The sequence below is a fragment of the Microcoleus sp. Pol14D4 genome (genome assembly GCF_036701245.1).
In the GTDB taxonomy this organism is placed as follows: Bacteria; Cyanobacteriota; Cyanobacteriia; order Cyanobacteriales; family Microcoleaceae; genus Microcoleus.
In genome coordinates, this window is sequence record NZ_JAUBQM010000007.1 from 63,213 (window position 1) to 89,989 (window position 26,777).

General features: G+C 44.6%; 19 protein-coding genes. 12 read left to right on the forward strand and 7 right to left on the reverse strand.

The window, feature by feature from the left end; genetic code table 11:
• Nucleotides 1-2: 2 nt before the first annotated feature.
• Both QUA33_RS05400 and QUA33_RS05405 read right to left on the reverse strand, forming a co-directional pair.
• Nucleotides 3-1,034 carry a response regulator gene (locus tag QUA33_RS05400; protein ID WP_333147082.1) on the reverse strand — a complete coding sequence of 344 codons (1,032 nt, stop codon included), beginning with the start codon at nucleotides 1,032-1,034 and terminating at the stop codon, nucleotides 3-5.
• Nucleotides 1,031-7,663: an AAA family ATPase gene (locus QUA33_RS05405; protein ID WP_333147172.1), complete on the reverse strand. Its 6,633-nt coding sequence runs from the start codon at nucleotides 7,661-7,663 to the stop codon at nucleotides 1,031-1,033. The genes QUA33_RS05400 and QUA33_RS05405 overlap by 4 nt, the downstream gene beginning before the upstream one ends.
• Nucleotides 7,664-8,092: 429 nt before the next feature.
• Here QUA33_RS05405 and QUA33_RS05410 point away from each other — a divergent pair, with 429 nt between their 5' ends.
• The 3 genes from QUA33_RS05410 (at nucleotide 8,093) to QUA33_RS05420 (ending at nucleotide 9,273) form a co-directional block, all read left to right on the forward strand.
• Nucleotides 8,093-8,503 carry a Nif11-like leader peptide family natural product precursor gene (locus tag QUA33_RS05410; RefSeq protein WP_333147084.1) on the forward strand — a complete coding sequence of 137 codons (411 nt, stop codon included), beginning with the start codon at nucleotides 8,093-8,095 and terminating at the stop codon, nucleotides 8,501-8,503.
• A 326-nt stretch (nucleotides 8,504-8,829) separates the two neighbouring features.
• Nucleotides 8,830-9,036: a hypothetical protein gene (locus QUA33_RS05415; protein WP_333147086.1), complete on the forward strand. Its 207-nt coding sequence runs from the start codon at nucleotides 8,830-8,832 to the stop codon at nucleotides 9,034-9,036.
• 24 nt (nucleotides 9,037-9,060) lie between these two features.
• Nucleotides 9,061-9,273, forward strand: coding sequence for a hypothetical protein (locus QUA33_RS05420; RefSeq protein ID WP_333147088.1), 213 nt, complete (start codon nucleotides 9,061-9,063; stop codon nucleotides 9,271-9,273).
• Between the two features lie 480 nt (nucleotides 9,274-9,753).
• Here QUA33_RS05420 and QUA33_RS05425 read toward each other — a convergent pair whose 3' ends face one another.
• From QUA33_RS05425 to QUA33_RS05440, 4 genes are all read right to left on the reverse strand, one after another.
• Nucleotides 9,754-12,717: an NHLP bacteriocin export ABC transporter permease/ATPase subunit gene (locus QUA33_RS05425; RefSeq protein ID WP_333147089.1), complete on the reverse strand. Its 2,964-nt coding sequence runs from the start codon at nucleotides 12,715-12,717 to the stop codon at nucleotides 9,754-9,756.
• Nucleotides 12,718-13,011: 294 nt separating this feature from the next.
• Nucleotides 13,012-15,222, reverse strand: a complete 2,211-nt coding sequence (locus tag QUA33_RS05430; protein WP_333147091.1) for an NHLP family bacteriocin export ABC transporter peptidase/permease/ATPase subunit — start codon at nucleotides 15,220-15,222, stop codon at nucleotides 13,012-13,014.
• Between the two features lie 225 nt (nucleotides 15,223-15,447).
• Complete coding sequence (locus QUA33_RS05435; protein ID WP_333147093.1) at nucleotides 15,448-17,235, reverse strand: NHLP bacteriocin system secretion protein; 1,788 nt, start codon at nucleotides 17,233-17,235, stop codon at nucleotides 15,448-15,450.
• A gap of 746 nt (nucleotides 17,236-17,981) precedes the next feature.
• Complete coding sequence (locus QUA33_RS05440; RefSeq protein ID WP_333049849.1) at nucleotides 17,982-18,131, reverse strand: isochorismate synthase; 150 nt, start codon at nucleotides 18,129-18,131, stop codon at nucleotides 17,982-17,984.
• A gap of 108 nt (nucleotides 18,132-18,239) precedes the next feature.
• On the opposite strand from QUA33_RS05440, the gene QUA33_RS05445 reads away from it, so the two are divergent.
• The 9 genes from QUA33_RS05445 (at nucleotide 18,240) to QUA33_RS28180 (ending at nucleotide 25,551) form a co-directional block, all read left to right on the forward strand.
• Nucleotides 18,240-18,434, forward strand: coding sequence for a hypothetical protein (locus QUA33_RS05445; RefSeq protein WP_333147095.1), 195 nt, complete (start codon nucleotides 18,240-18,242; stop codon nucleotides 18,432-18,434).
• Nucleotides 18,435-18,630: 196 nt separating this feature from the next.
• Entirely contained in the window at nucleotides 18,631-20,034 is a 1,404-nt protein-coding gene (locus QUA33_RS05450) for a nicotinate phosphoribosyltransferase (protein WP_333147097.1), read from the forward strand.
• Between the two features lie 319 nt (nucleotides 20,035-20,353).
• Nucleotides 20,354-20,953, forward strand: a complete 600-nt coding sequence (locus QUA33_RS05455) for a nicotinate-nucleotide adenylyltransferase (RefSeq protein WP_333097301.1) — start codon at nucleotides 20,354-20,356, stop codon at nucleotides 20,951-20,953.
• Complete coding sequence (locus QUA33_RS05460) at nucleotides 20,914-21,663, forward strand: NrtR DNA-binding winged helix domain-containing protein (protein ID WP_333040239.1); 750 nt, start codon at nucleotides 20,914-20,916, stop codon at nucleotides 21,661-21,663. The genes QUA33_RS05455 and QUA33_RS05460 overlap by 40 nt, the downstream gene beginning before the upstream one ends.
• A 70-nt stretch (nucleotides 21,664-21,733) precedes the next feature.
• Nucleotides 21,734-22,027, forward strand: a complete 294-nt coding sequence (locus QUA33_RS05465; RefSeq protein WP_333040236.1) for an isochorismate lyase — start codon at nucleotides 21,734-21,736, stop codon at nucleotides 22,025-22,027.
• Between the two features lie 87 nt (nucleotides 22,028-22,114).
• Nucleotides 22,115-23,845: an NAD+ synthase gene (locus tag QUA33_RS05470; RefSeq protein ID WP_333147099.1), complete on the forward strand. Its 1,731-nt coding sequence runs from the start codon at nucleotides 22,115-22,117 to the stop codon at nucleotides 23,843-23,845.
• A gap of 19 nt (nucleotides 23,846-23,864) precedes the next feature.
• Nucleotides 23,865-24,794, forward strand: coding sequence for a DUF192 domain-containing protein (locus tag QUA33_RS05475; RefSeq protein ID WP_333147101.1), 930 nt, complete (start codon nucleotides 23,865-23,867; stop codon nucleotides 24,792-24,794).
• Nucleotides 24,795-24,837: 43 nt separating this feature from the next.
• Nucleotides 24,838-25,170: a CRISPR-associated ring nuclease Crn3/Csx3 gene (crn3, locus tag QUA33_RS05480; RefSeq protein ID WP_333147103.1), complete on the forward strand. Its 333-nt coding sequence runs from the start codon at nucleotides 24,838-24,840 to the stop codon at nucleotides 25,168-25,170.
• 204 nt (nucleotides 25,171-25,374) lie between these two features.
• The gene (locus QUA33_RS28180) at nucleotides 25,375-25,551 is read left to right on the forward strand and encodes a GUN4 domain-containing protein (protein ID WP_333234209.1); all 177 of its coding nucleotides are present in this window, start codon (nucleotides 25,375-25,377) and stop codon (nucleotides 25,549-25,551) included.
• Between the two features lie 148 nt (nucleotides 25,552-25,699).
• On the opposite strand, the gene QUA33_RS05485 is transcribed toward QUA33_RS28180, so the two are convergent.
• Nucleotides 25,700-26,605, reverse strand: a complete 906-nt coding sequence (locus QUA33_RS05485; protein WP_333147104.1) for a LysR substrate-binding domain-containing protein — start codon at nucleotides 26,603-26,605, stop codon at nucleotides 25,700-25,702.
• Nucleotides 26,606-26,777 lie beyond the last annotated feature (172 nt).

Genomic DNA, 26,777 nt, shown 5'->3' on the forward strand with positions numbered 1-26,777 from the left:
CTTTACTGGCGATTAACTGAAACTATAACTTCTGTTCCGTTTCCAGGGCTGCTGTTTACAGTTAGCTGCGCGTTAATGCGATCGGCGCGTTCTCTCATCCCCAATAAACCAAAGCCATTGCTCAAACCGATACTTTCCGTATTAAATCCCTGTCCGTTGTCTTGCACCCGCAAAATAAACTTGGCTGTTTCGTAAACAAACTCAATTTTGATCGCTGTAGCTTTGGCATATTTAAAAGTATTTGTTAATGCTTCCTGCCCGATCCGCAACAGATTATTTTCTACCTCTAATGGTAGGGAATATGGCGTGCCAACCATTTCAATAATAGTGCGCGTATCAGTATCTGATGACATTTGTTGAGCAATTTGGTTGAAAGCGCTATACAAGTCGCCATATTCTAAAAGTTGCGGGCGCAAAGATTCTACGGATCGCCGCGCTTCAGCAAGTCCAGAGCGAGCCAGTTCGCAGACTGTTTTCATATGTGCTTGTGCTTGTTCTGGATTGGCTGATATTACCCGTTCTGCAGCTCCCAAATGTATGATAATGCCTGCAAAAGTTTGTGCTAAAGTGTCGTGAATTTCCCGCGCCATGCGGTTGCGCTCTTCTAGAATATTTTGGTCTATGAGTTGTTTAGACATCCTTCTCAGACGCAATTGATTTTCGACGCGCACTAAAACTTCTTGTTGTTGAAAAGGTTTTGTAATATAGTCTACTCCCCCCAGAGAAAATGCTTTTACCTTATCGAAAACTTCTTGCAAAGCGCTGATAAAAATTATTGGGATATCTTGAGTTTTTGGAGTAGCTTTGATCTGCTCGCAGATTTCGTAGCCATCCATTTGAGGCATCATAATATCCAGTAAAATTAAGTCTGGTAAGTTTGCCTTGATAAAGTTTAGAGCTAATTGGCCACTGGGAGCTAGGTAAACTTTATACCCAGCGACAGATAGTATGCCACTTAAAAGTTTTAAGTTCTCAGGACAATCATCAATCACTAAAATACTTTCTTCGCGGGTAAAACTGAGGTTTTTGTTCATGTCTCATCTTTCAATGTGTGTATTAAATTTAGCAACTGTTCGTACTGAAAATTTTTAATGCAAGCTGCGCTCGCCCTAGCTAAGGGCTGATTGATTTCGCGAATTTGACTGATTACTGTTTGCATCTGTTCCAAATCGAGATTGCTAATAGCTTGCTGCAGATTGGCTACCAACTCAGGAGGCAATTCAGAAAATGCGGTTTTTGTCAATACATTTACTTCATTTTCTGGGAAACTGGGGGCAGCATTTAGTTCTTCAAAAACGAATTGCACCCCCATATGTTTGTGCAGAACATCAAATATGTTTGCTTCTCTAAATGGTTTGCGAACAAAATCATCGCATCCGGTAGAAAGAACAACGGCTTTTTCTTCCTCAAAACTACTTGCTGTTATGGCAACAATTGCTGTAGCTTGAGTTTCGCTCACATCTTCGCCACCTTTAACAAGGGGGGAAGTAGATGATGATTTGGCTTTAATTTGTTTGGTGGCTTCATACCCATCCATCACCGGCATCCGCATATCCATAAAGATTAAATGCGGTGAATATTGCTCCCACTTTTCTATTGCTTCCATCCCATTTTTGGCTTCGTAGACTTCAAAACCGATCGCGGAAAGCAGTTTAACCAGCAGTTGGCGGTTGTCAAAAGCGTCGTCTGCAACGAGAATTCGATAGCGGGGTTGATTGGGTGCGATCGCAATAACTCGTCTAGTTGGCTGTTCCCGTTGGCGATCGGTACTTTCAACTACATTAAATTTAATGTCAAATTTGAAGATAGTACCGCCTCCAGCACGAGAACTGACTGTCATTTCACCGCCCATTAACTGTACAAAAGAACGTGCGATCGCTAAACCTAATCCTGTTCCTTGTTGCGATTCTTCTCCAGTTTTAGTTTGCACAAAAGCTTCAAAAAGCTTGTTTAATTCACTACCATCAATTCCCTCTCCCGTGTCTTCTATCTCAAAGCAGATTTGCTGAGCAAGATTCTGATTTTTAATTTTCACATAAATGCCACCTTCCGATGTGAATTTAATCGCGTTAGAAAGCAGGTTAATCAAAATTTGGCGCAATTTAATTTCATCCGTTCGGACATATTGGGGAACGTCTGACATCCGCTCGACTAAGAACTGCAATCCCTTATTTTCTGCCGGCAGTTGGAACATATTTTCGATGTCGTCCAGTAGGCGGTGGAGGTCAAAATTTGTCGGGTTGAGCGTCGTGCGCCCCGCTTCTATTTTGGATAAATCTAATACTTGGTTAATCAGTCCGAGCAAATGTTCTCCGCTGCGGGTGATAATATCCAGGTGTTCTTGCTGTTCCTGCAATAGGTTAGAACCGCGATTCAACAGTTGGGAAAAACCCAGAATTGCATTGAGGGGAGTCCGCAATTCGTGGCTCATATTTGCGAGGAATATGCTTTTTGCTCGGTTGGCTTCTTGTGCTGCGTGTTCGGCTCGTTGTCGCTCGATAATTTCTCGCTGGAGTTCGAGAGTGCGATCGCTCACTTGCTGTTCTAAAGTGCGGTTGTAGTCGGCTAAAACTTTTTCGGCTTGTTTGCGATCGGTGATATCTTGAAATGTGGCGATCGCATAATTAATCTTGCCAGTTTCATCCATAATTGGTGTGCTGGAAACTTCCAAGGAAACAATCTTATCAGGTCGGCGGAACTCCATATCATCTACTTTGACAGTTTCACCCGTCAAAGAACGCACTATTGGCATTTCTGTGGTGGGATATAACTCGTTAGTTCCTGCTAAATAAGCTTGACCGATTTCGGCAAATTGAGCGGCATTTAATTCGGGTATATAATTGATGCCACTGAGTTGGGAAGCTGTGGGATTTGCGTAGGAAATTTGTCCGGCGCTGTCAATTACTGTTACTCCAATCGGCATCGCATTGATAAATTGAGTAAGGCGATTTTCGCGTTCTTTTACTTCTGCATAAAGTTTAGCATTGGTAAGTGCGATCGCCGCTTGTCCCGATAGCAATTGCAAAACTTCTAAACGTTCGGGAGTAAAAGCTTGTGTCGTGAGGTTATTTTCGAGATAAACAATAGCAGCCAGTTGACCTTGATTCATCAAAGCAGCACACAAAATAGATTTGGGCTGACGAGCTTTGATGTAAGAATCATTCGTAAAATTGCCTTCACGAGGGGCATTATTTAAAACCACATTTTCTTTGGTTCGGGCGACATAATTGATAATTGTTTCAGAAAGTTTCTGGCAATTTTCAACTGGTTCAGATTGCAATACCGTTATCCGTTCGTCGTTCACTGCACCTTCAGCTTCAATCAGCAATTTGCCTTGACTTTCTAAAAGTAAATATCCTTTTTGAGCACCGACATTTTCAATCAAAATTTTCATCAATCTGGACAGTAATTTATCCTGTACAATTTCCCCAGCAATTGCTTCAGAAGCTTTCATGACTGTAGCGATATCCAAGGAAGAACTAGAACGGCTGTTCGTAGTAGATGTAGTTGAACTTTTTTTACTGACAGGTCGATCAATCGTAAATAATTGCGGATATCGCGTTTCTAAATCTTTAACTTTAGCCGCCGCACCCCAGAGTTGATAGCAGTAACAGGATTCCTGCATATAAGCTTTGGCTGTTAATTCTTTCCCCCTGGATAAATAGAACTTAGCAGCGAGTTCGTAAGCGAGAGCGGCTTCGTGGATGTACTCGTTTTCTTTGGCGAGGGAGATGGCGCGATCGTAATAGTCGATTGCTTCCACAACTTGACCCAAAACTTCACTCCGAAGTGCCTCTACTAAATAAAATTTATGCAAGTGATTCATGGGAGCATGATGCGCCCAAGTACGCATTTTCTCTTGGCTGCTATTCACGCGATTTAGTATAGCATTTCGTTCCGATTTTGCAGATTTCTTTAATATAGTTAAATGCGCGAGAGAGTCATAAAAATAAAAAACAGGAACAGCAACCATTCCTGTCATACCAATTAAATACTGTTCGGCAGTTACTGCATTATCTGCTGCCTGATGAGCTTCATCAAATAAATAGCATAAAATTAATTTATTTAAATAAAATAAAGCTAAACCTTGTTTGTCTTGAGTAGCTTGATGTATAGATAAAAATTCGTTTTCATTATAATCATCACTATTTAAATCAAGAGTGTTCGTCATTTTTTTTTGTAAATTGCGAACTATTTGTAAATACATTACTACCCAATTAAAGCTACTTTTTTGTCGAGTTTTGCTCAGAATTTCACAATAATTTATTATTTCCTGTTCTAGTGCAACAAGTTCATAACCCATTGAATATGAATTAAAGCAGCGATCGAATAAAGCATAACCAATAAATTCAAAATCTCCTGTTTCCACTGCACTATAATAAGCTTCAAGTAAAATTTCTCTACTTTCTTTTAGATGCTTTTTCCAATGTATAATGTGATTGCCAAAAGCATCTAAAACTCTAGCCTTAACTTGGCGAGCATTAAAGCGTTCTATTAACTTTAAGGCTAGCTGGGAGAATTCATAACCTGCCTCAATATCTACAACAATTCCACACAAAACAACGCCGTAGGCTGCATAAGCAAAAGCAGACCAGATTGAATTTCCGTATTTGATGGATAAATTGACATTAGCTAAAACAATTAGTGTCATTAAATCAGGATTAGTTAAATAGGTAGTACCTATCATTCTTGAACAAATAAATAAAGCGGTTCGAGCTTCTGGTTGCGTCATTTCAGGCAACTCAAATAATTCTTTTATTTCCCGTCCCTTTAACAGGGTATTTGTTTCTTCAAAACCCTTTTTAATATCCTCAGTTTTTGGCTGTTCTGGTAAATCAATTCCTAACAACTTAAGAAAAAATAAACCGGTTTTCACTCCTTCTTTAAAGTTGCCTTGAGACATATGAGCTTGAATAATCACATCGTAAATTTTTGCTTTAGAAATTACTGTTACGGTAGATTTTAATGCAATCTCTGATAACTGATTCATTATGATAAAATTACCTGTTAGATAAGCTGTCTCTACTGCTTCTTCATAAAGGCACAAAGTTAAGTTATAGGAGTTTTTCCAACTATCTGTACTCAACATTTTTAGGCCAACATTAAAATGCTCAAACGCTGCTTCATAAGCAGTTGATGCTTTAGCCTTTTGACCTGCTATCAGGTTTAACTGAGCCAGTTCATCTCTTTCTCGCTGATCGGAAATTAGCTCGCAACCAAAATTTAGTTGATTGACAATTTCAAAAATTTTCTCTTCTGTAGGATAGGCATCTGGACTGTCATCTACGAGGCTATTTTGCAGCAAAAATCGCCCAATTTTTTGATGCAAAATTGGCTTACCATGTTCGGAAATTAGCGAATACGCCGCTTGCTGAATTCTGTCATGGACAAATTTGAATTCTAGGAATTGGGACTTGGGTAATTTCCCTGCAATTTCTAATTCCACATCTCCCATGTTCCCCAGCAACACGACTAAATTTTCAGCAACGGCGGCGTACAACTCATCCGCCGTTTGTCCCACAGATTTTCCGCAAAGTGAGGCGAGGGTTTTCAGATCGAATTGATTGCCAATGCAGGCTGCTATTTTTAACGTTTCCTGCGTATTCTGTGACAGTTGTTTAATTTTGCCAGCCATCAATTCGACAACATTATCAGTGAAATTTCTCGCTTGAATTTTATCTAAATCCCACTGCCAACTCCCCTGGCTCCCCTCTTGGTAAGACTGGTCTGTTTCATTCTCTTGTAGGGGCAATCCCCCCGTGGTTGCCGCAATATCTGAAAGCCCTGTAGGGGCAATCTCCCCACGCGCGGCGAAGCTATCCCGTAGGGAATCGCCCTCGTCTATCGGCTGGGGGGGCACGGGGGCACCGCCCTTACAAAACCATGGTTTTTGTGAGAATGAAACAGCCCTGGGGGTAAAGTCGAATTGTAATAGCCCTTCTGTATAAAGGGATTTGAGAAATTCATTCATAAAGAAAGGATTCCCACCCGTTTTGAAAAAGACTAACTCCGCAAGGGAGTTGACTCTTGCTTCCTGGCAATTCAGGGCATCGGAAATTAGTTGAGTAACAGAGGCTAAATCTAAAGGTGACAGGAAAATGCGATCGACATTTGCCCCTGTTTTGATAATCTCTGCAATCGTTAGCATTAACGGATGAGCCGCAGAAACTTCGTTATCCCGATAGGCCCCAATTAAAAACAGTCCCGTTGACGAAGCGCCGAGCAGCAGTTGCATCAGTTTCAGAGATGCCCCGTCAGCCCACTGCAAATCATCGATAAATATTGTCAGAGGATGTTGGGGTTTAGTAAAAACTTTAATGAAGTTTTGAAACACAAAGTTAAAACGGTTTTCCGCTTCTGCCGCACCCAATTCAGGCGGCGCGGGTTGCTTGCCGATAATTAATTCAATTTCGGGAATTACGTCAATAATGACTTGAGCGTTGATTCCCAATGCGTCTAATAATTTTTCCCGCCATTCTTTAAGTTGCGCTTCGCTTTCTGTTAACAGTTGTTTGGCTAAATCCTGAAAAGCGCTGACAATTGCGCTGTAGGGAATGTTGCGCTGATATTGGTCAAATTTGCCCGATATAAAATAACCGCGCTGTTGAGTAATCGGCTTGTATAATTCTTGCACCAAAGCTGATTTGCCGATCCCCGAATATCCCGAAATCAGCATCAGTGAACTTGTGCCACAGACATCTTTGCCTTGTTGGCTGACTTGTGCAAAAGCTGTCAGCAAGCTATCAATTTCTCGCTCTCTGCCATAAAGTTTTTGTGGAATTTGAAAACGGTTAGAAATATCTTGACTCCCTAGGGTAAAAACTGATATATTGTTGTGGCTGTGCAGTTGATTTAAACATTCTTCTAAATCCGCTTTTATTCCGATCGCACTTTGATAGCGCTCCTCAGCGTTTTTTGCCATCAACTTCATGACAATATCGGAAATAATTTGCGGAATTTCAGGATTCACCTGAGATGGAGACAAGGGCTGTTTAGCGAGATGACTGTGTACTAATTCCAGCACATCATGGGTGTCAAAAGGCAGTTGGTATGTCAGCAGTTCGTAAAAGGTAGCGCCCAGGGAATAAAAATCTGTGCGGTAATCTAAACTTCTATTCATTCTGCCGGTTTGTTCCGGCGACATATAAGCAAGAGTTCCCTCTAAAATGTTGGGATTTTTTAGGGTGTTATTCTCCCGCGTCAACTGCGTCGAAATCCCAAAGTCGATGATTTTGAGTTCTCCGCTAGCTGGATTGAAGACAATATTTGAAGGGTTAATGTCTTTGTGAATGATGTTGGCGCTGTGAATTTGTTGTAAACTTTCTATGGTTGCGATCGCAATTCCCAAGAATTCTGCAATACTAAATTTTTGCTGCTGCATCCAAATTTTCAAGGATTCGCCACCAAAATCCTCGACAAACATCACCAGGGTGTTTTGATATGGCTGCAAATCATAGGCTTTTATACAGCCACTCAGATTCAGAGATTGTGTAATTTTATACTCTGTGCGATAGCGGGCGAGTTCTTGGGGCGTGGGATAATTTTCTTTGAGGATTTTGAGGACAACGGGGAGACTGTCGGGTTGTCGGAATGCTCGGTAAACCAGGGAGTTTGCGCTTTCGTAGATGAGCTCTGTGATTTCAACGCCCGGAAGAGTCAGCATATTCATACCGCTGTCAACTTTGCAGTAGAACATAGCATAAATTTGCTCCTCACACCAGAGGTGCGTGAGCCATTAGTGGATTTTAGATTTTAGATTTTCAGCGCACGGGTTGTCAGAAACCGGGTTTTTAACGAAATATTTGCTTAAAATCCTGAATCTCGATTAAAAAACCCGGTTTTTTTAGGCTTAACGCGCAACTTTTGTAAATTTAACTCAACAGCTTCGAGTATATACTTACGTGCGAGATTCGATACCTAGCCAAAAGTTCAGGTAATATCCTCCACTAAAGCTTAGGTAAAATAGGTATTTTTTTATAGGTGCAAAACTCAACTTAGAGCTAGCGACTTCGGCGGGGTAATTTTATAAACTAAATTTACGCAAAGACCAGCACTAGCTTAGCTGGAAAAAACAAATAAAGGAGCAAATCTCATGTCTTTTGAGTTTGAAAGCGTCAATCATTTTTTTCAAGAAGTCTCGCAAGATCCCGAACTCCAGCTACAGTTCCGATCGATAACGGATCGTCCCAGCTTAGTGAATAAAGTAGTGGAGCTTGGCAAAGAAAAAAGCTACACTTTCTCCCCAACAGAAGTTTCAGAGTGGCTGGAGTCGATGACTGCCCAGCATCATAGTCAGTCAGATACTTCAGGCGAGTTGTCTGACAGTGAATTGGAGGCTGTTGCTGGCGCTGGACCTGTTGGGGGTGCTATAGGATTTTTGGCAGGTGGTATAGGTGGATTTTTCAGCGCTCTTGTGACAGGAAAATTCGATGAGATCGGTGAGAAAATGGCAGAAGGAGCTGTTGCTGGGGGTGTCGTCGGTCTCCTTACTCCTGGAGCATAAGTAATCTTTTGTTGAATCCAACACCGAAATCAAAAGGAGCAATCAGATGGACAGCACTAATCAGTTTTCCGCAGAAGTCGATCGAGATTCTGTCGTGTAACAGCAACAGTCGCCAGCCAATTCTGTTGCTGAAGAATTGAACGATACGGAATTAGATGCGATCGCAGGCGGTTTTCTGTTCGGTCAGCTTGGTTACTGGCGTTTAGATACAGATAATTTTAACTCAGTCGCGGGTAAAAAGGCTGGATAGGAGGCAACTTTACTAGGAGTAGGTTCGATCGCTTTTGGAAGCAAAATTCACTAATTATCGAAGGAGAAAACATCTGATGGAAAGCAACAATCAATTTTTGCAAGAAGTACCCTCCGAGTCGCCCGCAATCACAGCATCCGCACCGGACAACTCAACCGATGAAGAATTGAGCGACTTGGAACTCGATGCGATCGCGGGCGGTATGCGTACTATCACAGTCAGCGGTGAAAAGCCCAAATTTCGTCTGACAATCCCTACCAAAATTTTTGACTTGTTTTCCTAATACAAATTAAAGGAGCAAACAGCGATGGAAACTAACGAGAGAACCCTTCAAGAATTACCTTCTCCATCCGAGCGAGACAACTCAATAGATGAAGAATTGAACGAATTGGAATTAGATGCGCTCGCGGGTGGCTATCATATTTACACAGCGACCAATGGAGCTGATTGGCAGGAACAAAAATCTAAGGTTGACTGGAATAAGGCCTTTTTTAACAGGTTTAATCCTAATGCTTGGTAACTTTCGGCACAGAGCAAACAGTAAATACTTGGTAGAAAGTTGTAGCTCTTAAATGATTCCGGCAACATAGAGGGACAAAGAATTGCATTTAAAAAATGTTTCTTTGTCTCTTATGGATTAAAACAATATGGGGATATCGTTATCAAAGATGACGAGATTACAGCCAGTATACCTGATGCAGCAAGCCTCCGATATGGGCAATAGAACAATATTTAGCATTGGCTTAGTTATCCTCTGCTTGCTATTGCTAATTTTGTTGTGGTTGCCCGATTTACTGACAAAAGAATAAGCATCATCCTGCTCGATCGCATGAGACACTGCAAGGTGCGTCGCTTCCACAATCTTTTAAACAAATCGAATATTTATCGGCGACGCACCCTACAACTTTTATGAACGGGCAAGATGCCCGTTCCACAAAGAGTGAATTTCTTGTGGAACGGGCATCTTGCCCGTTCTTGAAAATGGTTTTACCTTGAATCCCTACTCTAACTGCCGCGCCACTAATCGAGCAAACAATCCTCCCTGTTTTACCAATTTCTCAAAGGAACCAACTTCTACCAAACGGCCGGCTTCAATTACATAAATGCGATCGGCATTGCGAATCGTACTCAGGCGGTGGGCGATGACAACTCGCGTCACATTCAACTTATCCAAACTCTCAGTAACGATCGCCTGCGTGCGGTTGTCCAAAGCACTCGTAGCTTCATCCATCAGGATAACCTTTGGTTTGACAACCATTGCGCGGGCAATTAACAATCTCTGCCGCTGTCCTCCCGAAAGATTCGTGCCGCCCTCGCTGACAACCGTGTGCATTCCCATCGGCATTTGTTCGATATCGGCGGCTAAACCGGCCATTTGCGCGGCTTCCCAAGCTTCCTCCTGCGTTACCATCGCCCCGCAGGTAATATTGTCAAACATCGAACCAGCATTAATTCTGCCGTTTTGCAGCACTACTCCTAACTGCCGCCGCACAGCTTGAACGTCGAGGCCTGCTAAATCTTGATTGTCGTAATAAACAGTACCGCTTTGTGCTATTTCAAATCCCAATAACAGCCGAAATAAAGTTGATTTGCCACTACCCGACGGCCCGACGATCGCGATAAATTCCCCCGGTTGAATATTGATGCTGACATCATCTAAAATTGGCGGCCCGTCATCGCGGTAGCGGAAAGTGGCGCGATCGATCGTAATTTGACCTTTCAAGCGACCGGGATCGGCTTTTGTCGGGTCAGATTCCGGGATTCCCTGGACGATCGGTTTGGCTCGCTCCCACAGCGGTACAATGCCTAAAATATCAGTTAGAGTATTGCTCAAATCTGTGACGCCGGAAAGAAAGGTTCCGAAGGCGGAATTAAAAGCGAGAAACGTCCCCATATTCAGTCCGCCACCTTCTGTTTGAGAGGTTTGCATAAACACAATTGCAAACCAAAACATCAGAATAGAACTTACTAACGGCAGCGCTTCGTTAAATACAGAAACGCTGTCGTCAATTCGTTTAATGCCAGTTCTTAGTTTAATTTGTTGGCTGTATTTTTTCGCCCAAGCTGCAAAGGCTCGCCCTTCGGCGGCCGCTACCCGCAACTTTGATACTCCGTTAATCAGTTCTACTGTCAGCCCGTTAATGTCGCCTTCTCCTGTTTCCATCTGCCGCTCTTTTGGGATTAAGAGCAAGCTCGATGTGACTGTTACTATAACCGCAATAAGAGTTAAACCAATTGCGACTAAAGTTAGTGGCAGGCTGTAAACAAACATCAGCCCCAAATTCAGCAGGGAAAATATCGCGCTCAAAAGTGTCCGCTGCGTCGCGCCGCTGAGTTGGGCGCGAATTTGATTAACTGCTAATAAGCGAGTCAGCAAGTCGCCAGAAGAATAGCTGCGAAAAAATGCCGGTTTTAATCTCAGCAATCGATCCCAAACTGCCGGCTGAAGAGTGCCGCTGGCAGCATTTTCGATCCGCAGCGTCAGAATTGTTTGGGCGATGCTAAATACAGCCCGTCCGATCGCCGCAACTAACAATACCAGCCCTAACTGCCACAATAACAAACGATCGCTGTCAGGAATAGCATCATTGACCAAAATCGAGGTAGCTTGCGGCGTCACCATCCCCAGCAGCGTTCCCAATATCCCCAGCCCGAAAGCAGCGATCGTGTCTTTTTCGTAGCCCTTCGTCCCGAAGCGAAACAGTTCCGCAGCGTTGCGAACTAATAGCGGCAGCGGCCGGTAAAACATGAGAGTTTCTGACGACAACTCTTGGGCTACTGCTTTAGTTACCCGTTTGCGAGTGCGATCGATCGGATCGAACAAAGTATAGCGAGATCCCTTACCGGGCAACAAAGCTACAGGTCGATTGTCGGACTTTGTATAAGCCAACAGCGGGCCGCAGTTCTGCCGCCACCAATCTCCTGCCAGCAACACGCGGCGGGTGCGAAATTGGGACGATCGCGCGATCGCCTCCATCGGATCTTTAACGCGGCTGAAATCTTCGGAACCCGCCGGCGGATTGACTGTTATCCCTTGTACCTTACCTACAGCCCCAGCAGCGATTAACAGCGGCGTTCCTTCCTCAGACAAAGCTGTTTTCCGGGGATGCAAAACCTCGGTTAAATCTCCCAAAGCTGTCTGAGTTACTTGGCGGTTTAGCTGTTCGCGTTCCTGAAATCGCCGGAATTCCTCGGCTTTTTGCCGGGAAACCAGCAAATTCAAGCAGCAGCAGAAATACTCGTGCAGCAAAGCTAAACTCGCGGGCAGCCAGTCGGCATTTTCCACCTCTGCTGTTGAGAAAATTTGCACCTCAACTTCCCCGCAGGCCACCAGCAGCATATTCCCAGCCAAAGGAAATGCTGGGGAAGCGGAATTTAACTGCAATTCCCCGACACTCGCATCGCCCGACGAGACGCGCACGCAGACAACTGTTACCGGGGGCGATCGCAGCATTTGACCTTTTTGCAGCGATATCTGCTGCGACGCTGCTACAACGGAAGTTTCCGCAACTTTTTCGTCGGGGGCGTGAAGCGCATCTATCCCGTAGGGAATCGCCCGTTCTCCCAAATGCTGTATCCACCCTTCCACAAGCGATCTCATTTTGCCGTCACCAGCAGCAACTAAAGCGGCACAATCTGCGATCGCGATCGGTTCCAGTTCCGTTTCGGCGATCGCGATCGCCAGAAGCCCCCAACCAGGTTTTGAAATTTCTCCCCCCCTTGTAGGGGCGGTGCCCCCGTGCCCGCCCTGGTTGGGGGGGGTAGCAGCGCCGAACAAAGCTTCGCCTGCACCGACGCTGAACAGGTAATGGCGGTTGCTGGCAGTTTTCTCACTTTGTATCTTGGCTGCAAAAAGTGCGATCGCGCCCGATCGAACAATCCATACCTGATGCGGGTCATTCAGCAGCAGCGGTTCATTTCCTTTAATTCGGTGCAGTTTCTTAACAGGATTTAGATCGAGCATAGTTAGTAATTTGCGATTAGTAATATCAAGTCGCGCAGGGGTTTAAAGCCTTGCCTCAAAAAAGACTGTGCGATCGAATCGATCGGGCTAATCCACAGATCCTAGGAGTGATTAAAATCCCCGTCTCATAGCTAAAGTCGGTTTTAACCGACTGAATAGCTAAGACTCTATAGCGAACACTGAATAGCCAAATCAAACCATCGCTCATTTCAGTCCTCTTGAGAGGACTTGCGCTATTAGACAGGGAATTCATTCCCTGGCGGACTGTCGGTCTGGCTACTGTATTTCTGCTATTTATTGTTCGTTTCCAACCAAAAGAGCATAAGCTCCTCCCAGCTTTTGCAACTCCTCATGAGTGCCTCTTTGAACAACTTTTCCCCCGGCGAGCATAATAATTTCATCGCAATCTCGAATCGTACTCAAACGGTGAGCAACCACAATACAAGAAGTACCGCGACGCCTCAAATTGCGATCGATAATTAACTCTGTTTCAGCATCCAGAGCACTCGTTGCTTCATCCAACACCAACACCGCCGGATTTCTCACTAACGCCCTGGCAATTTCCAAACGCTGCCGCTGTCCGCCGCTCATATTTGTCCCCCCTTCATTTAGTTGAGCATCGTATCCTCCAGGCATATTCAAAATAAGTTCGTGAATTGCCGCATCAATGCACGCTTGCACTAAATCTGATTCCGGTACTGTCGGGTCCCAAAGCGTCAGATTTTCCCGAACTGTGCCGGCAAATAGAAAGATATCTTGTTCGACCATTGCCAGGGAATTTGCTAGGATAGAACGGGGAATCAAATTGCGTGGAACTCCGTCAAATAAAATTTCGCCATTCATTGGTTCGTAAAGACCGGTCACAAGTTTGGCAATAGTAGATTTGCCAGAACCGCTGCCCCCCACTAACGCTACCCGCTGACCGGGTTTTACGGTTAAGTTCAAGTTGTCAATTAGCGGCGCTTCCAAGCGGCTGTAGCCAAAACTAACACCGCGCAATTCAATGCTTCCTTGCAGGTGAAAAGAATCGGGTGCAAGGGCGGCGCGACCGTTTTTACTATTAAAAGAATCGCGGTCTGCTTCGGGGTCGATCGGGTTTTGCAGAACGTCATCAAGTCGGTTTAAATCGGCTTCTAATTCTTGCATAGTGCTGCCAAAATTGACTAGATTGTTGACTGGTCGGAGGAATTGTTGAGTGAGACTTTGATAGGCAATTAACATCCCGATACTCAAACCGCCGTTCATCACCCGCAAGCCGCCGACAACTAAGATAGCAGTTGCAGCTAATGCCGTTAAAAATGCTGGTAATATTGACAATATTTGAGTGGGCAAAGCCAATTCTTGCTGGGCGTTGCTCATTTTGGCATAGTACCCGGCAAACTTAGAAAATAAATCGAATTCTAAGCCGCTAGCTTTGACAGTTTCAATAGATTGAATGCCTGCAATTGCAGCACCGCCAACCTTACCTGTTTCCTGAGCTAATCTGGTGTTAGCATCGACGCGGCTGCGGGATAAAGATTGCAGTGCCAAAAAGTTTAAGGCTGCAAAAAAAGCAGCAACACTGGTCAATACCCAGTCGTACATAACCATAATTATTGCATAGAAAACCATCATCACCGCGTCGATCGCAGTTGCAGCAAGTTTCCCCGATAAAATTTCAGCAACCTTATCATTAACTTGGCAGCGGCTGCTAATTTCACCGGCAAACCGCTGGGCGTAAAATCCCACAGGCAAGCGTAAAGTATGCCAGAGAAACTGTCCCGACATCGAAATCGCCAGCTTGTTGGCCAGCCGCCGCAAATAGAAAAGCCGCATCCGCGCTAGCAGCCCTTGAACGACCGCCGCAAACAGCATTCCCAATATTAAAGGTCGCAGCCACTCGTGACGGTTTTCGACGAGAATTTCATCTACAAAAATTTGGGTAAATGCCGCGCCAGCCAAACGGGGAACAGTCAGTAATAAACCAGCAATTAAACAAAATGCGATCGCCCAACGGGAACTTTGCAATCGGGAATCTAAAGCACTGGCAATAGTCGGTTTTTTCCCGCCCTTTTTAAACTCCCCCCCAGGCTCAAAAGTCAAAACAACGCCAGTGTAAGCAGACTTAAATTCTTCTAGAGAAACAGTCCTCGGTCCCGATGCGGGGTCGTTGAGGTAAACGCGCTTTTTCTTAATCCCCTCAACCACCAAAAAGTGATTGAAATTCCAAAAAACAATAAAAGGCGGCGGTACAGTTTTCAACTCTTCAACAGTTTTTTTAAATCCTTTAGCATCTAAGCCGTAAATTCGGGCTGCTTTCAGGATATTAGAAGCTTTACTGCCATCGCGAGAAACGCCGCACTCGCTCCGCAATTGGGCTAAAGGTACCGGGTGTTCCCAGTAACTCAAAATAATTCCTAAAGCAGCAGCACCGCATTCTACTGCTTCCATTTGCAGCAGTGTCGGAGTACGAACTCGCCTTAAGTTGCGCGGTGTAAAAAACTTGTGAATCCAGGGTATTTTCATGGGTTAGTAAAGCTAAAATCAATCATAAATTTTGCTTGTAGTTCAATCTAGATCGCCCTAAATCCCCCTTAACAAGGGGGACTTTGACTGCTCTTGTCCCCCCCTTCTTAAGGGGGGTTAGGGGGGATCGAGACTTCGATATAAACAAGAGAAACGGTCGGTGTAACCTATTTGTTGTCAGCAATTATCTCTCCCTAGGGACGAAAAAAAACTGGCTAATAACGGTTAGTAAACCCCAGTCAAAGACCTAAAAATAGGAATCACGTAAGAAATCGGCGCTAACTGCCCGATTTGAACCCGAACTAGCGCCGTAGTACCGGGCGAAATCTTGAGAGGAGGCCCGTTCGAGGAAGACCATTTGTAACCGCTGATAGTGTTCGGATCTTGTTGCAATTCCACAAAGATTTGCACGGGAGCACCGCCGCCAGCGATGCTTTTGGCGATGCTGTCAGCCAAATTTTCATTGCCGATAATTGCCGACATATCTTGATTAGTAACTGGAAAAGGAGAAACTTGGGTGACTTTGCCGACAATGCCACCGTAGCGTTCTCGCTTGACGACGCTAGGGGTAACTTGTACGGTCATTCCCGGTTTAATTTGCTTGCCGTCTCTGTCAGCAAAATAGACAAGACTGACCATTTTTTCGCGAGAATTATCAGATTCAACTGTCCCGATTCTTGTACCGATGTTCAGCATTTGACCTGCAACGGCGCTAACTTCTAAAACGCGGCCGTCGTATTGGCTGGTAATTTTGCTGTCGGCCGTCAACTGATTCTGCAAGTGGGCAATCTTGCGTTTAACTTCCTGAATTTGATTTGTTTGGGCGATCGACTTCTCTAAATCTTGTTGAGCTAGTTTGACCGCTTGGGTTTCCATGTCTTTAATCTTAGTTTTGATTTCGTCAATTTTGTTAAGGTTTTGCAGGTATTCCCGTTCGGTGTTACTTTTCTGAACTTTAAGTTCTTGGAGATTGTTTTTAATTTCGTTAAGGCGGTTGAGATTTTGCAGGTACTCTCGTTCGGTATTGGTAGCTTCTACCTTGAGTTGCTGCCGGCTGTTTTTGAGGTCGTCAATTTTATTGAGATTTTGCAGGAATTCGCGATCGCTATTAGTTTTCTGAACGTCGAGTTCCTTTAACTGCGTTTCAATATCCGCCAATTGCATCTGAGAGTCCGCGAATTCCTGTCTCGCTTGCAGCATTACATCTTCGCCGATCGCCCTCTCTTGTTCGTAAAGAACGCGACGAGTTTCAAACCGCTGCTGCAAAGTTTCCACCAAAGAAGTGATGTGCTGTTTTCGCTGCAAAAGACTGTCGCGTTTTTTGGCGATCGCGGCCAGAGTTTGCTGCCGCAATATCGGCGCAACTTGTTCCCGCCGCAAACTTTCTTCCAAACTTTGGCGTTTTTCTGCTAATGCTGTCAGAGTTTGCTGCCGCAGTACCGGGGCAATTTGTTCGCGGCGCAAACTTTCTTCCAAACTTTGGCGTTTTTGCTCTAATGCCGCCATACTTTGCTGGTGCAGTATCGGTGCAACTGACTCTCTATTCAAGCTTTCTTGAAGGTCTTTTTGCTGCTGTTCGAGGGTTTTTAATTCCAGGGCAATCTGCTGTTTTTGCAGCTTATTAGTATCTTGCTTTTGCCCTTGCAGTTCAGCTAATTTCACTGTTTCTTGCTCTAGCTGCTGCTTGAGGTCTAGTTTATCAATTCTGCCGATTTCTTGACCCCGTTTGACAACATCTCCGGGCTTGATATTTAGCTTTACTAATTGACCGGAACTAGCAGCTTGAAATTGCACGACTCGGCGGGGCAGAAGCAACACGCCTTGACCGGAAACAGTCAGCGGAATTCGCCCGATCGCACTCCAAACTCCCGCAGCAGCAACTAAACAGCCAATTGCAGTTAGTGGCAGCCACGATCGAGGACTAACCACCTGCATCATTTCGTCGAGGCGTTCCGGTGAAGATAAGCGATCGATCGCTTCGGTAGTGAAAAGTTTGTTTTGTTTTACCTGCATCAGCTATTCCTTTCGAGAGTGCGATCGCGCTGTCAGCAGGGGTGTATTTGAAGGGAAAATTCTTTGCAAGTCAATGGAGGCACAAACAATTTCCCAACAAACGTTCAAAGCTTCCGTCCAATTACTTGAATCTTCTCACTCCTGTTTGCAGCTTGCCTGTAAAATCACTTTACGACAATTAACCCTCGTAAGACCTAACTAACAGTAGAGTTTTCAGCTAACAAAAAGACCAGCTTGCAGCCGATCTTCCGACGGGGGAATGACCCGAACTTTCGGCTAGGTATCGCCCGCAGCCAGTGCCTACACATTGGTCATCAGTTAAGTTAAAAACACTTTTGTCAATGAGTAGAATTACTCTAAGGTATCCAAGTAGCAACTTAAAATGTGCTGCTAAGGATTGCTATATAGTTTGATTGTTGATAAGGTTACTGAACCAACCCCAGTGCAACAAAAGGTTCTAGTTTTGCTTGGTGTTTCTCTAATTTATACGCAGTAAACCGGGGGCAAAAATCTTTATTTCAAAAGCTTACTCTACACTGAATAGGCTTTTTGTCAATTTGGGAAGTTCAGTGTAATTGGTGATTGGTAATTGTAGGTGGGGTAGAAGGAAGAGAAACCCCACCTACAATTACTATTAACAGTCAAAGTCACAAGTCAAAAGCTAACAGTCAACCGTTAATTGTTAACTGTTGACTGTTAAACGGAATGCCTGTGCCGAACTCGCTAGAAAATGCCTGAATGGCTGTTCATTCTCTCGATTTAGAACTTTTGGAGAGCTTACCCTCAAAAGGTTGAACTCCACTATTTGGATAGTTGTCATCGCTGGGGCTAAAAATCCGCACCGCTGCTTCCGAGACGTAACGCATCGCGTTTGCCAAAGATTTAGAAAGATTCATAGAATCTGCCTCTCTTGTCTGGGTTCTGATACTTTTAATATTACTCTGATTTTTTGGCTGTGGATGAGTTTAGCAATATTTATTTGAATTACTTATTGGTCTGCAACATTGAAGCAAGCTGAAGGTTTTAGGAATTACGCATTGTTGGACGATCGACCTTTTGCTGGTAGATTTTTCCTTGCTCAACTCAATCAGTGGCGATCGCCATCCCGACGCTCAGAAACCCGGTTTTCTACATATTTCCAAGGGCTGGAACCAAATATGTTCGTAAAAAATCGGGAACGCTTGAGTGTTTGTGCTTAATTCCTGAGTTTGTTAAAGTAAGTATTTATATTGATTTTACCATAATATTAATGTATCAATTAACCTAAATCCGTTATTAAAGGGCATAATCAGCGAATTTATTCCACAATATTTGCAATCTTTATCAAAATTTTACAAACAGATATGGTATTATTCACTATAATTAAAAAAAAGAAGTTTGTCCGGGGTTTTTCTTATGGAAACTGCGACAGAAAGCCTGCAGCTCACAGGTTTTGAAGAAATATTAGAAGACCGGGAACTGACGGTTTCTTCAGCAGATTACAGCCTTTTGACCGATCTCTACCAGCTAACGATGGCCGCTTGTTACGTCGGGGAAGGACTCGACGGGCGGGCCGCGAGTTTTGAGTTGTTTGCGCGCAGGCTGCCAGAGGGTTTTGGCTACGCGATCGCGATGGGTTTGGCTCAAGTTATCGATTATTTGGAAAAATTTCGGTTTTCGCCGGCGCAAATTGAGGCTTTGCAGTCCACTGGGATTTTTGCCGGCGCCCCGGAGCGATTTTGGACTTTACTCGCCACAGCCCGCTTTAGTGGCGATGTTTGGGCGGTGCCGGAGGGGACGGCGGTGTTTGCCAATGAGCCACTGCTGCGAATTGAGGCTCCTCTGTGGCAGGCTCAGTTGGTGGAAACTTATTTATTGAATGCCATAAATTATCAAACTTTGATTGCGACGCGGGCAGCGCGGCTGCGGGATGTGGCGGGCCCGGAGGCTATGTTGCTGGAATTCGGGACGCGCAGGGCTTTTGGGCCTCAAGCTGCTGTTTGGGCTGCTAGGGCGGCCCTGGCTGCGGGGTTCGATGGAACTTCTAATGTTTTGGCTGCTTTGAAGTTGGGCCGCAAGCCTGTCGGTACGATCGCCCATGCTTTGGTAATGGCTGTGGCTGCCCTCGAAGGCAGCGAGAATCAGGCGTTTGCAGCTTTTCACCGCTACTTTCCGGGGGCGCCGCTGCTGATCGATACTTACGATACTGTGGCGGCAGCGCGGATGTTGGCCGATCGAGTAAACAGCGGTGAAATGCAGTTGGAAGGCGTGCGGCTGGATTCGGGCGATTTGGCGGTGCTGTCTCGGGAAGTGCGATCGATCCTGCCTGGGGTTCCAATTTTTGCTAGCGGCGATTTGGACGATCGAGAAATTGCTAAATTAAAAAGTAGCGGCGCTTGCATTGACGGTTACGGTTTGGGAACCAAGTTGGTCAGCGGTTCCCCTGTGAACGGTGTTTATAAGTTGGTGGAAATTGACGGAATTCCGGTGATGAAAGAGGCAAGCGGCAAGGTAACATATCCAGGAAGAAAGCAAATTTTTAGACATATTGAAAATGGGCAAATTCTCGGAGATTGTTTGGGATTGTCGGGAGAAAATATTCACAATTGCGATTCTTGCTTACCATTAATGAACTTGGTTGTCAAGGATGGCAAACGAGTCCAGAACCCGGAAACTTTGGAGGAGATCGCCAAACGCACTGCTGCTTCAGTCGCCAGTCTTCGACCCGAAACTCGCCAACTTGACAACCCGATTTCGCCGTCGGTGGAAATTTCTACCGATTTGCAGAGTCTCACCCAAAAAACGAAAAAGAGTCATTAGTTAGTAGTCAGTGGTTATTGGTGTTAACTTAAGACTAAAATCCATGATAAATCTCGTTTCTAGCTTAGCCTCGATCCCCCTAAATCCCCCTTAAGAAGGGGGACTTTGAGAGCTGACAGTCCCCTCTTTTTTGAAGGGAGACTTCGATCGCTCCAGTCCCCCCCTTTTTAAGGGGGGTTAGGGGGGATCGAGGGGTTAATTATCAAACAGCAGGCTGGAACTCGTTTGATATTAATTTGACACGCTTTGGTCATTAGTATGTAGTTCAATTCCCCATTCCCAATTCCCCATTAACTATTAACGATATTACCGATTACCTATGCAGAAAATTGCTCTTTTTGGAACCAGTGCCGATCCGCCCACAGCAGGACATAAAACAATTCTGAGTTGGCTTTCGCAACATTTTGACTGGGTAGCCGTTTGGGCGTCGGACAATCCTTTTAAGTCGCACCAAACTTCTCTAGAACACCGATCGGCAATGCTGCTGTTAATGATTCAAGAAATTAATTCGCCGAGACACAATCTTTGCTTGCATCCAGAGCTCAGCAGTCCGAGGACTCTAGAAACTGTGGAACAAGCAAGATTGCTGTGGCCGGATGCAGATTTGACACTGGTAATAGGTTCCGACTTGGTGGGGCAACTGTCTCGCTGGTACAAATTTGAACAATTGTTAAAAGAAGTGGACTTGCTGATAGTACCGCGACCCGGTTATCCATCAGAGCAATTAGATTTGTGGCAGTTGAGGCGCATGGGTGCAGACGTGGCGATCGCATCTTTGAGTGCTCCCAATGTTTCTTCTACTTCCTATCGGGAAACAGGAGACAGGGAAGCTCTGACTCCGACCATCGAAGATTACATCCATAGGGAGCATTTGTACGCATGGCACGAGGCACAAAAAAGAGCGAGGGTTGCTCATTAGCTGACTTTAAAGTAGGAGTAGATAATGTTATTTTTTCCGTCGATACCGTGCAGAACCGCTTGTTGGTGCTGTTGGTAATGCGGCAAGACGAACCGTTTATCGATTCTTGGAGTCTTCCCGGTACTTTGGTGCGTCAGGGCGAGTCTCTTGAAAATGCGGCTTACCGAATTTTGTCTGAGAAAATTCGGGTAAAAAATTTGTATTTGGAGCAATTGTATACTTTCGGAGAACCGGGGCGCGATCCTCGGGAAGTTACCAGGGGCGATCGTTATCTTTCGGTTAGTTATTTTGCTTTGGTTCGGTTTGAGGAAGCTGAGTTAATTGCTGGGAGTGTAGTTGCGGGTGTCGGCCACCGTGTCGGGGGTATTGCTTGGTATCCCGTGCAACAAGTTCCTAAGCTGGCCTTCGATCACAATCAAATTCTCGAATACGGATATCGGCGACTGCGTAACAAACTTGAATACAGTCCGGTAGCTTTTGAAGTTTTGCCGGAACTTTTTACTTTGAGCGATTTGTATCAACTTTATACAACTATTTTGGGGGAAAATTTTTCTGATTATTCTAATTTTAGAGCTCGATTGTTGAAATTGGGTTTTTTGTGCGATACCGGTGTTAAGGTTTCGCGGGGGGCGGGCCGCCCTGCTAGTTTGTACCGCTTTGATGCGGCCGCTTTTGCTCCTTTCAAAAATAAGCCGCTGGTGTTTATCTAGCTGTTCCTTGGATGACATTCTGGGAGCAATTTAGTAACATTAGAATAGAAGCTATTAAGGAGTGCAGACGATGAAAGACCCTGATGAATGCGCTAATATTCACGAAGTTCGGGAGGAAATTGATATCATCGATCGAGAAGTGATCGATGCTTTGAGCAAGAGATTTCAATACGTCATCGCGGCAGCAAGGTTCAAAACGAGTGAAGCTAGCGTTCGATCGTCGGATCGCTTTCAGGCTATGTTACAGCAGCGGCGCGAGTGGGCTAAAGAATCGGGTTTGAATCCTGATGTGGTAGAAAATATTTACCGGGATTTGGTAAATTATTATATTGAGGAAGAGTTGAAACATTACAAATCTGAGTAATCTTTCGCTACATTCAAATCTAGGACTATAGGAAAGTGAGTCCGCCCGGGCGGACTGTTAGCAATATTTATTAAGTGATTTGGTGATATGAAAATTGCGATCGCACAACTCAATCCTACTATTGGTGATATCTTGGGCAACTCCAACCTAATTCTGGAGGCTGCGAAAAAAGCTGAGGTTGAGGGCGCAAACTTATTGCTAACACCGGAACTTTCCCTGATCGGTTATCCGCCGCGCGATTTGTTAATTAATCCGAGTTTCATTGCAGATGCAGGTGCACAGTTGCAGCAACTGGCGCAAGCTTTGCCACGAAAGTTGGCAGTTATAGTAGGCACAGCCTTACCTAATGCTAAGGCTGTTAAACTCGGTGGAAAATCATTGTTTAATAGCGCTGTTTTGTTGCAAAATGGCGTTGTCAAACAAGTTTTTCATAAACGCTTGTTGCCTACTTATGATGTATTTGATGAAGATAGATATTTTGAACCTGGAGAAAACAGCAATTACTTTTCTATTGGCGAAGTCAAAATTGGCGTGACAATTTGTGAAGATTTGTGGAACAATGAGGAATTTTGGGGTAAACGCAGTTACGCAGGCGATCCTGTTTCCGATCTGGCAAAATTGGGGGTAGATTTAGTGGTGAATTTGTCGGCATCGCCTTACTGTGCGGGGAAGCGGGGAGTGCGATCGGCGATGTTGCAGCACAGCGTCATCCGCTGCGCGATACCGATTATTTACGCTAATCAGGTAGGGGGAAATGACGATATTATTTTTGACGGCAGCAGTTTTGCTGTGAATCGAAAGGGTGATTTGATTCAGGTATTAGCTTCTTTTGAAACGGATTTTGCGGTGCTGGAATATGACGCCGCTAAACAAGATTTAGTTGGCAGCAATCAGCAAAGTGCAGCAGGAAGTGAGGCTGCGCCGTTGAGTTTTCATCCGGCAGAAGGAGATGCAGAAATTTGGGCTGCTTTGGTTTTAGGAGTGCGAGATTATGTCCGCAAGTGCGGTTTTTCTAAGGTTGTACTCGGTTTGAGTGGGGGGATAGATTCGGCTTTGGTGGCGGCGATCGCCAGTTGCGCGATCGGGCACGAAAATGTTCTAGGGGTGCTGATGCCTTCTCCTTACAGTTCAGATCATTCGGTTAATGATGCTTTGGAATTAGCCCGCAATCTGGGCATCGCGATCGAACTATTGTCGATCGGCGATTTGATGAAAACTTACGATCGCACTCTCGCCGATTTGTTTATCAATACAACTTTCGGGATTGCTGAGGAAAATATTCAATCGCGGATTCGAGGCAATCTGTTGATGGCAATTTCTAATAAGTTCGGACATTTGCTGCTTTCGACTGGGAATAAGTCGGAAATGGCGGTGGGTTACTGCACTCTCTACGGCGATATGAATGGGGGATTGGCGGTGATTTCTGATGTCCCGAAAACTCGCGTGTATTCGCTTTGTCGGTGGCTGAATTCTGGGAGTGAGAAAATTAAAAATCAGGCTGACTTGGGAAAGGCAATTATTCCGGTTAATATTATTACTAAGCCGCCGAGTGCTGAACTGAAACCGGGTCAAATAGACCAAGATTCTTTGCCGGATTACGATGTTTTGGATGACATCTTGCAGCGGTTGATAGAAAATCACGAATCAGCGCAACAAATTGTGGCTGCGGGACACGATGAAGCCGTGGTTAAACGTGTAGTAAAATTAGTGAGGCAAGCGGAGTTTAAACGGCGGCAAGCAGCCCCGGGTTTGAAAATTAGCGATCGAGCTTTTGGTACCGGTTGGCGGATGCCGATCGCCAAATCTTCATTTTATTAAACGCATCATTAAACGCAAAATGGTTAACATCGACGGTAGTTTCGGCTTCGATTTTCTTCTGGGAACTCTCAGCAACGATACGATTAGAGGATTTGCGGGTAATGATACTGTTCAAGGTTTGGGGGGAAACGACCGGATTTTTGGCGATCGGGAAAATGATTTGCTGGCCGGAAATGAAGGCGCTGATACGCTGTCTGGCGGTCAGGGAAGCGATACAATCTATGGAGGACAAAATTCGGATTGGATATTTGGCGATCGGGGTAACGATTTGCTAATAGGTGGCGAAGGCGGGGATATCTTGACAGGAGGCGGGGGGGAGGATTTATTTGTGATTGAAAGAACCTCCGCCGCATCTACTATTACTGAAGCCGATATAATTACAGATTTTGGCAACGGCAATGATAAAATTGTCTTGACAGAAGGCATGAAGTTTAGCGATTTAGAGCTTTCTGTTTCTGACAACCAAACTATTATGAAAGATAAAGATTCTGGCAAATATTTAGGAGTTGTTTCGGGAAATTATAATCTGACTGAATCCAACTTTATTTCGCTGTTTGGCGGACTAGATAGAGGTCAGCTTTTGCCAATTTCGGTTAACACGATTATAGCCGATCGCGCGATCGGACTGGAAGTGGCGCAAACTCCCCAAGAACAAGCCACAGGTTTAATGTTTCGGACAGAATTACCGGATGACAGAGGAATGTTTTTCCCGATCGAACCCGCGCGAAATGTGCGTTTTTGGATGAAAAACGTGTTTATTGAGCTCGATATGGTTTTTCTGCGGGAAGGCGTAGTGCAGGCGATAATTCCTAACGTACCGCCGTGTTTGAGCGAAACCTGCCCCAACTACGGCCCGGATGTTCCCGTTGACGGAGTGATCGAACTAAGAGGCGGAAGGGCGGCCCAATTGGGACTGAAAGTTGGCGATCGGATTCCCAATTTACCCTAAAAGGTATATGATTTTATCGCAGCCTTAAACATTTGTGCATCCAATGAATCCTATTGAATTAAAAATAATTCCCCATCAAACTCAAGACGGTTTAGCTTACCAACATTTGCGCTTGCGTATTACAACTCAAGACGGTATCATCACGCCAAATGATTTACAAGGTTTGAAACTTCCTCAACACGTTCAATTGAGCCAAGGAATTGTCATTGAAGGTAGAGGAGCAATTTGGCTGTACGGGTATTTAGTACACGAATGTCATCCTGCGGCTTGGGTTGGATGTTACGATCCGCGATTAGAAGGTGCCGTGGTAGTAGCGACGCACAAGCACGAGGTATCAGTTGGACAGGTATTAAAATTGAGTTTACCAAGCGATTAAGACTCTCCGTAGCGGGTGTAGCGGCTTTGGTTTTGAATGCCAATCCGAATCTTACTCCGGCCCAAGTTGAGTATATCTTCACGACAACAGCCAAACCAAATCGGATAATAGCCTAGAAAGAATAGGCAGCAACTCTTCATAAACATTAGTCGATCGCCATACAACCGCGCGAATCTGTTTTGTCCGAACCTCCGCGCGGATGGGATGTGGATGCAATCCAGCAATGGCAAATATGGATTGACTTCGCAGTTAGAAGTTTGGCAGAAACTCGGCGGTTCTAGTTGTCGAACTTGTGAAGGTGAAATTCAAAATTTTAGCAAGCAAATAGGATGGAACATGAGCTCGCAAGTAAGTCCTATACCAAGGGATTTTCCAGGCTAGTATCCAACAGTTGCTGCATGAAGTTGGCAAAGTTATGTTGACAGCGATAAAAGCATAACTAGGTACTGTCTTTTTGCTGGCGCGCAGACATGACAAGCGTGGAGAGTTACAAAATTTAACCTGTTTTCTACTTTCGCTTTCTCAGAAATTATTTAGGATTGCTATAAATTGAGAGGGGTTTAATAATATTGAGGAATTGCTGCAAAATGGTGGACGAATGATTAGGCCGCCAAACAGCAGTTAATTGAGTGGTTGTCGTTTGTTCCTGAATCTGACGATAGACCACTCCTTCGCGTTGAAGATTCTGTACGTGAGATGGCAGAATGCTGATACCTGTTTCGCCTGCGACTAATCCCAAAATTGTGACCATAAAGACGGCTGTTTGAGCAACTTTAGGAACAAACCCTGCTTGCGAACATACATGGTAAATTTCCTCAGATAAGCCAGCCACAATCTGATGAAGTGGCATTACAAATTCTTGATCCTTTAGGTCGGAAAGCGAAATTTTGGATTGGGCTGTAAGCGGATGGTTTTTGGGTAAAACGACGACAAGTGGTTCTTGCGTGAGAGACATCGTTTCTAAATCATTGGCTTCAGAAATATCGTGGTAGAGATAGAGAAAAATGATATCAGTCTGGCGATCGCGCAACCTCTGAATTAAGAAAGCACTGTGTTCTTCCTGCAAAATCAGTTGTACCTCTGGATATTGCTGTCGAAAAGTTCGCAGAATCTCTGGAAAGACACCATTCGCGATCGAACTGGGAAAACCCACCGTCAAATAACCCAATTCACCCTGATCGATGCGCTGGGTTTTATGTACCGCTTGTTCTAAATGTACCAAAGTTGCGCGAGCTTCTTCTAAAAACGCCTGTCCTGCTGGGGTTAGCTGAATCGGGTGACTTTTGCGATCGAATAGCTTCACACCCAGTTCAGCCTCTAAATCTTTAATTTGTTGACTTAGGGGGGGTTGGGCAATGTGCAATCGCTTTGCGGCGCGACTAAAGCTCAGTTCGTCTGCCACTGCAATGAAGTAACGAAGATGGCGAAGTTCCATAGGTTATACGATTTTAGATTTTAGATTTTAGATTTGAACGATTGGGAATGAATGATTACTATGATGGTTTGGAGCAAGAGCCTACAGTTACATTCTCTTTTGTAACGGGGATTAAATACTATATTTTTTAAGTATATTTTTATATAAAAAATAGTATTTGACATATAGAACT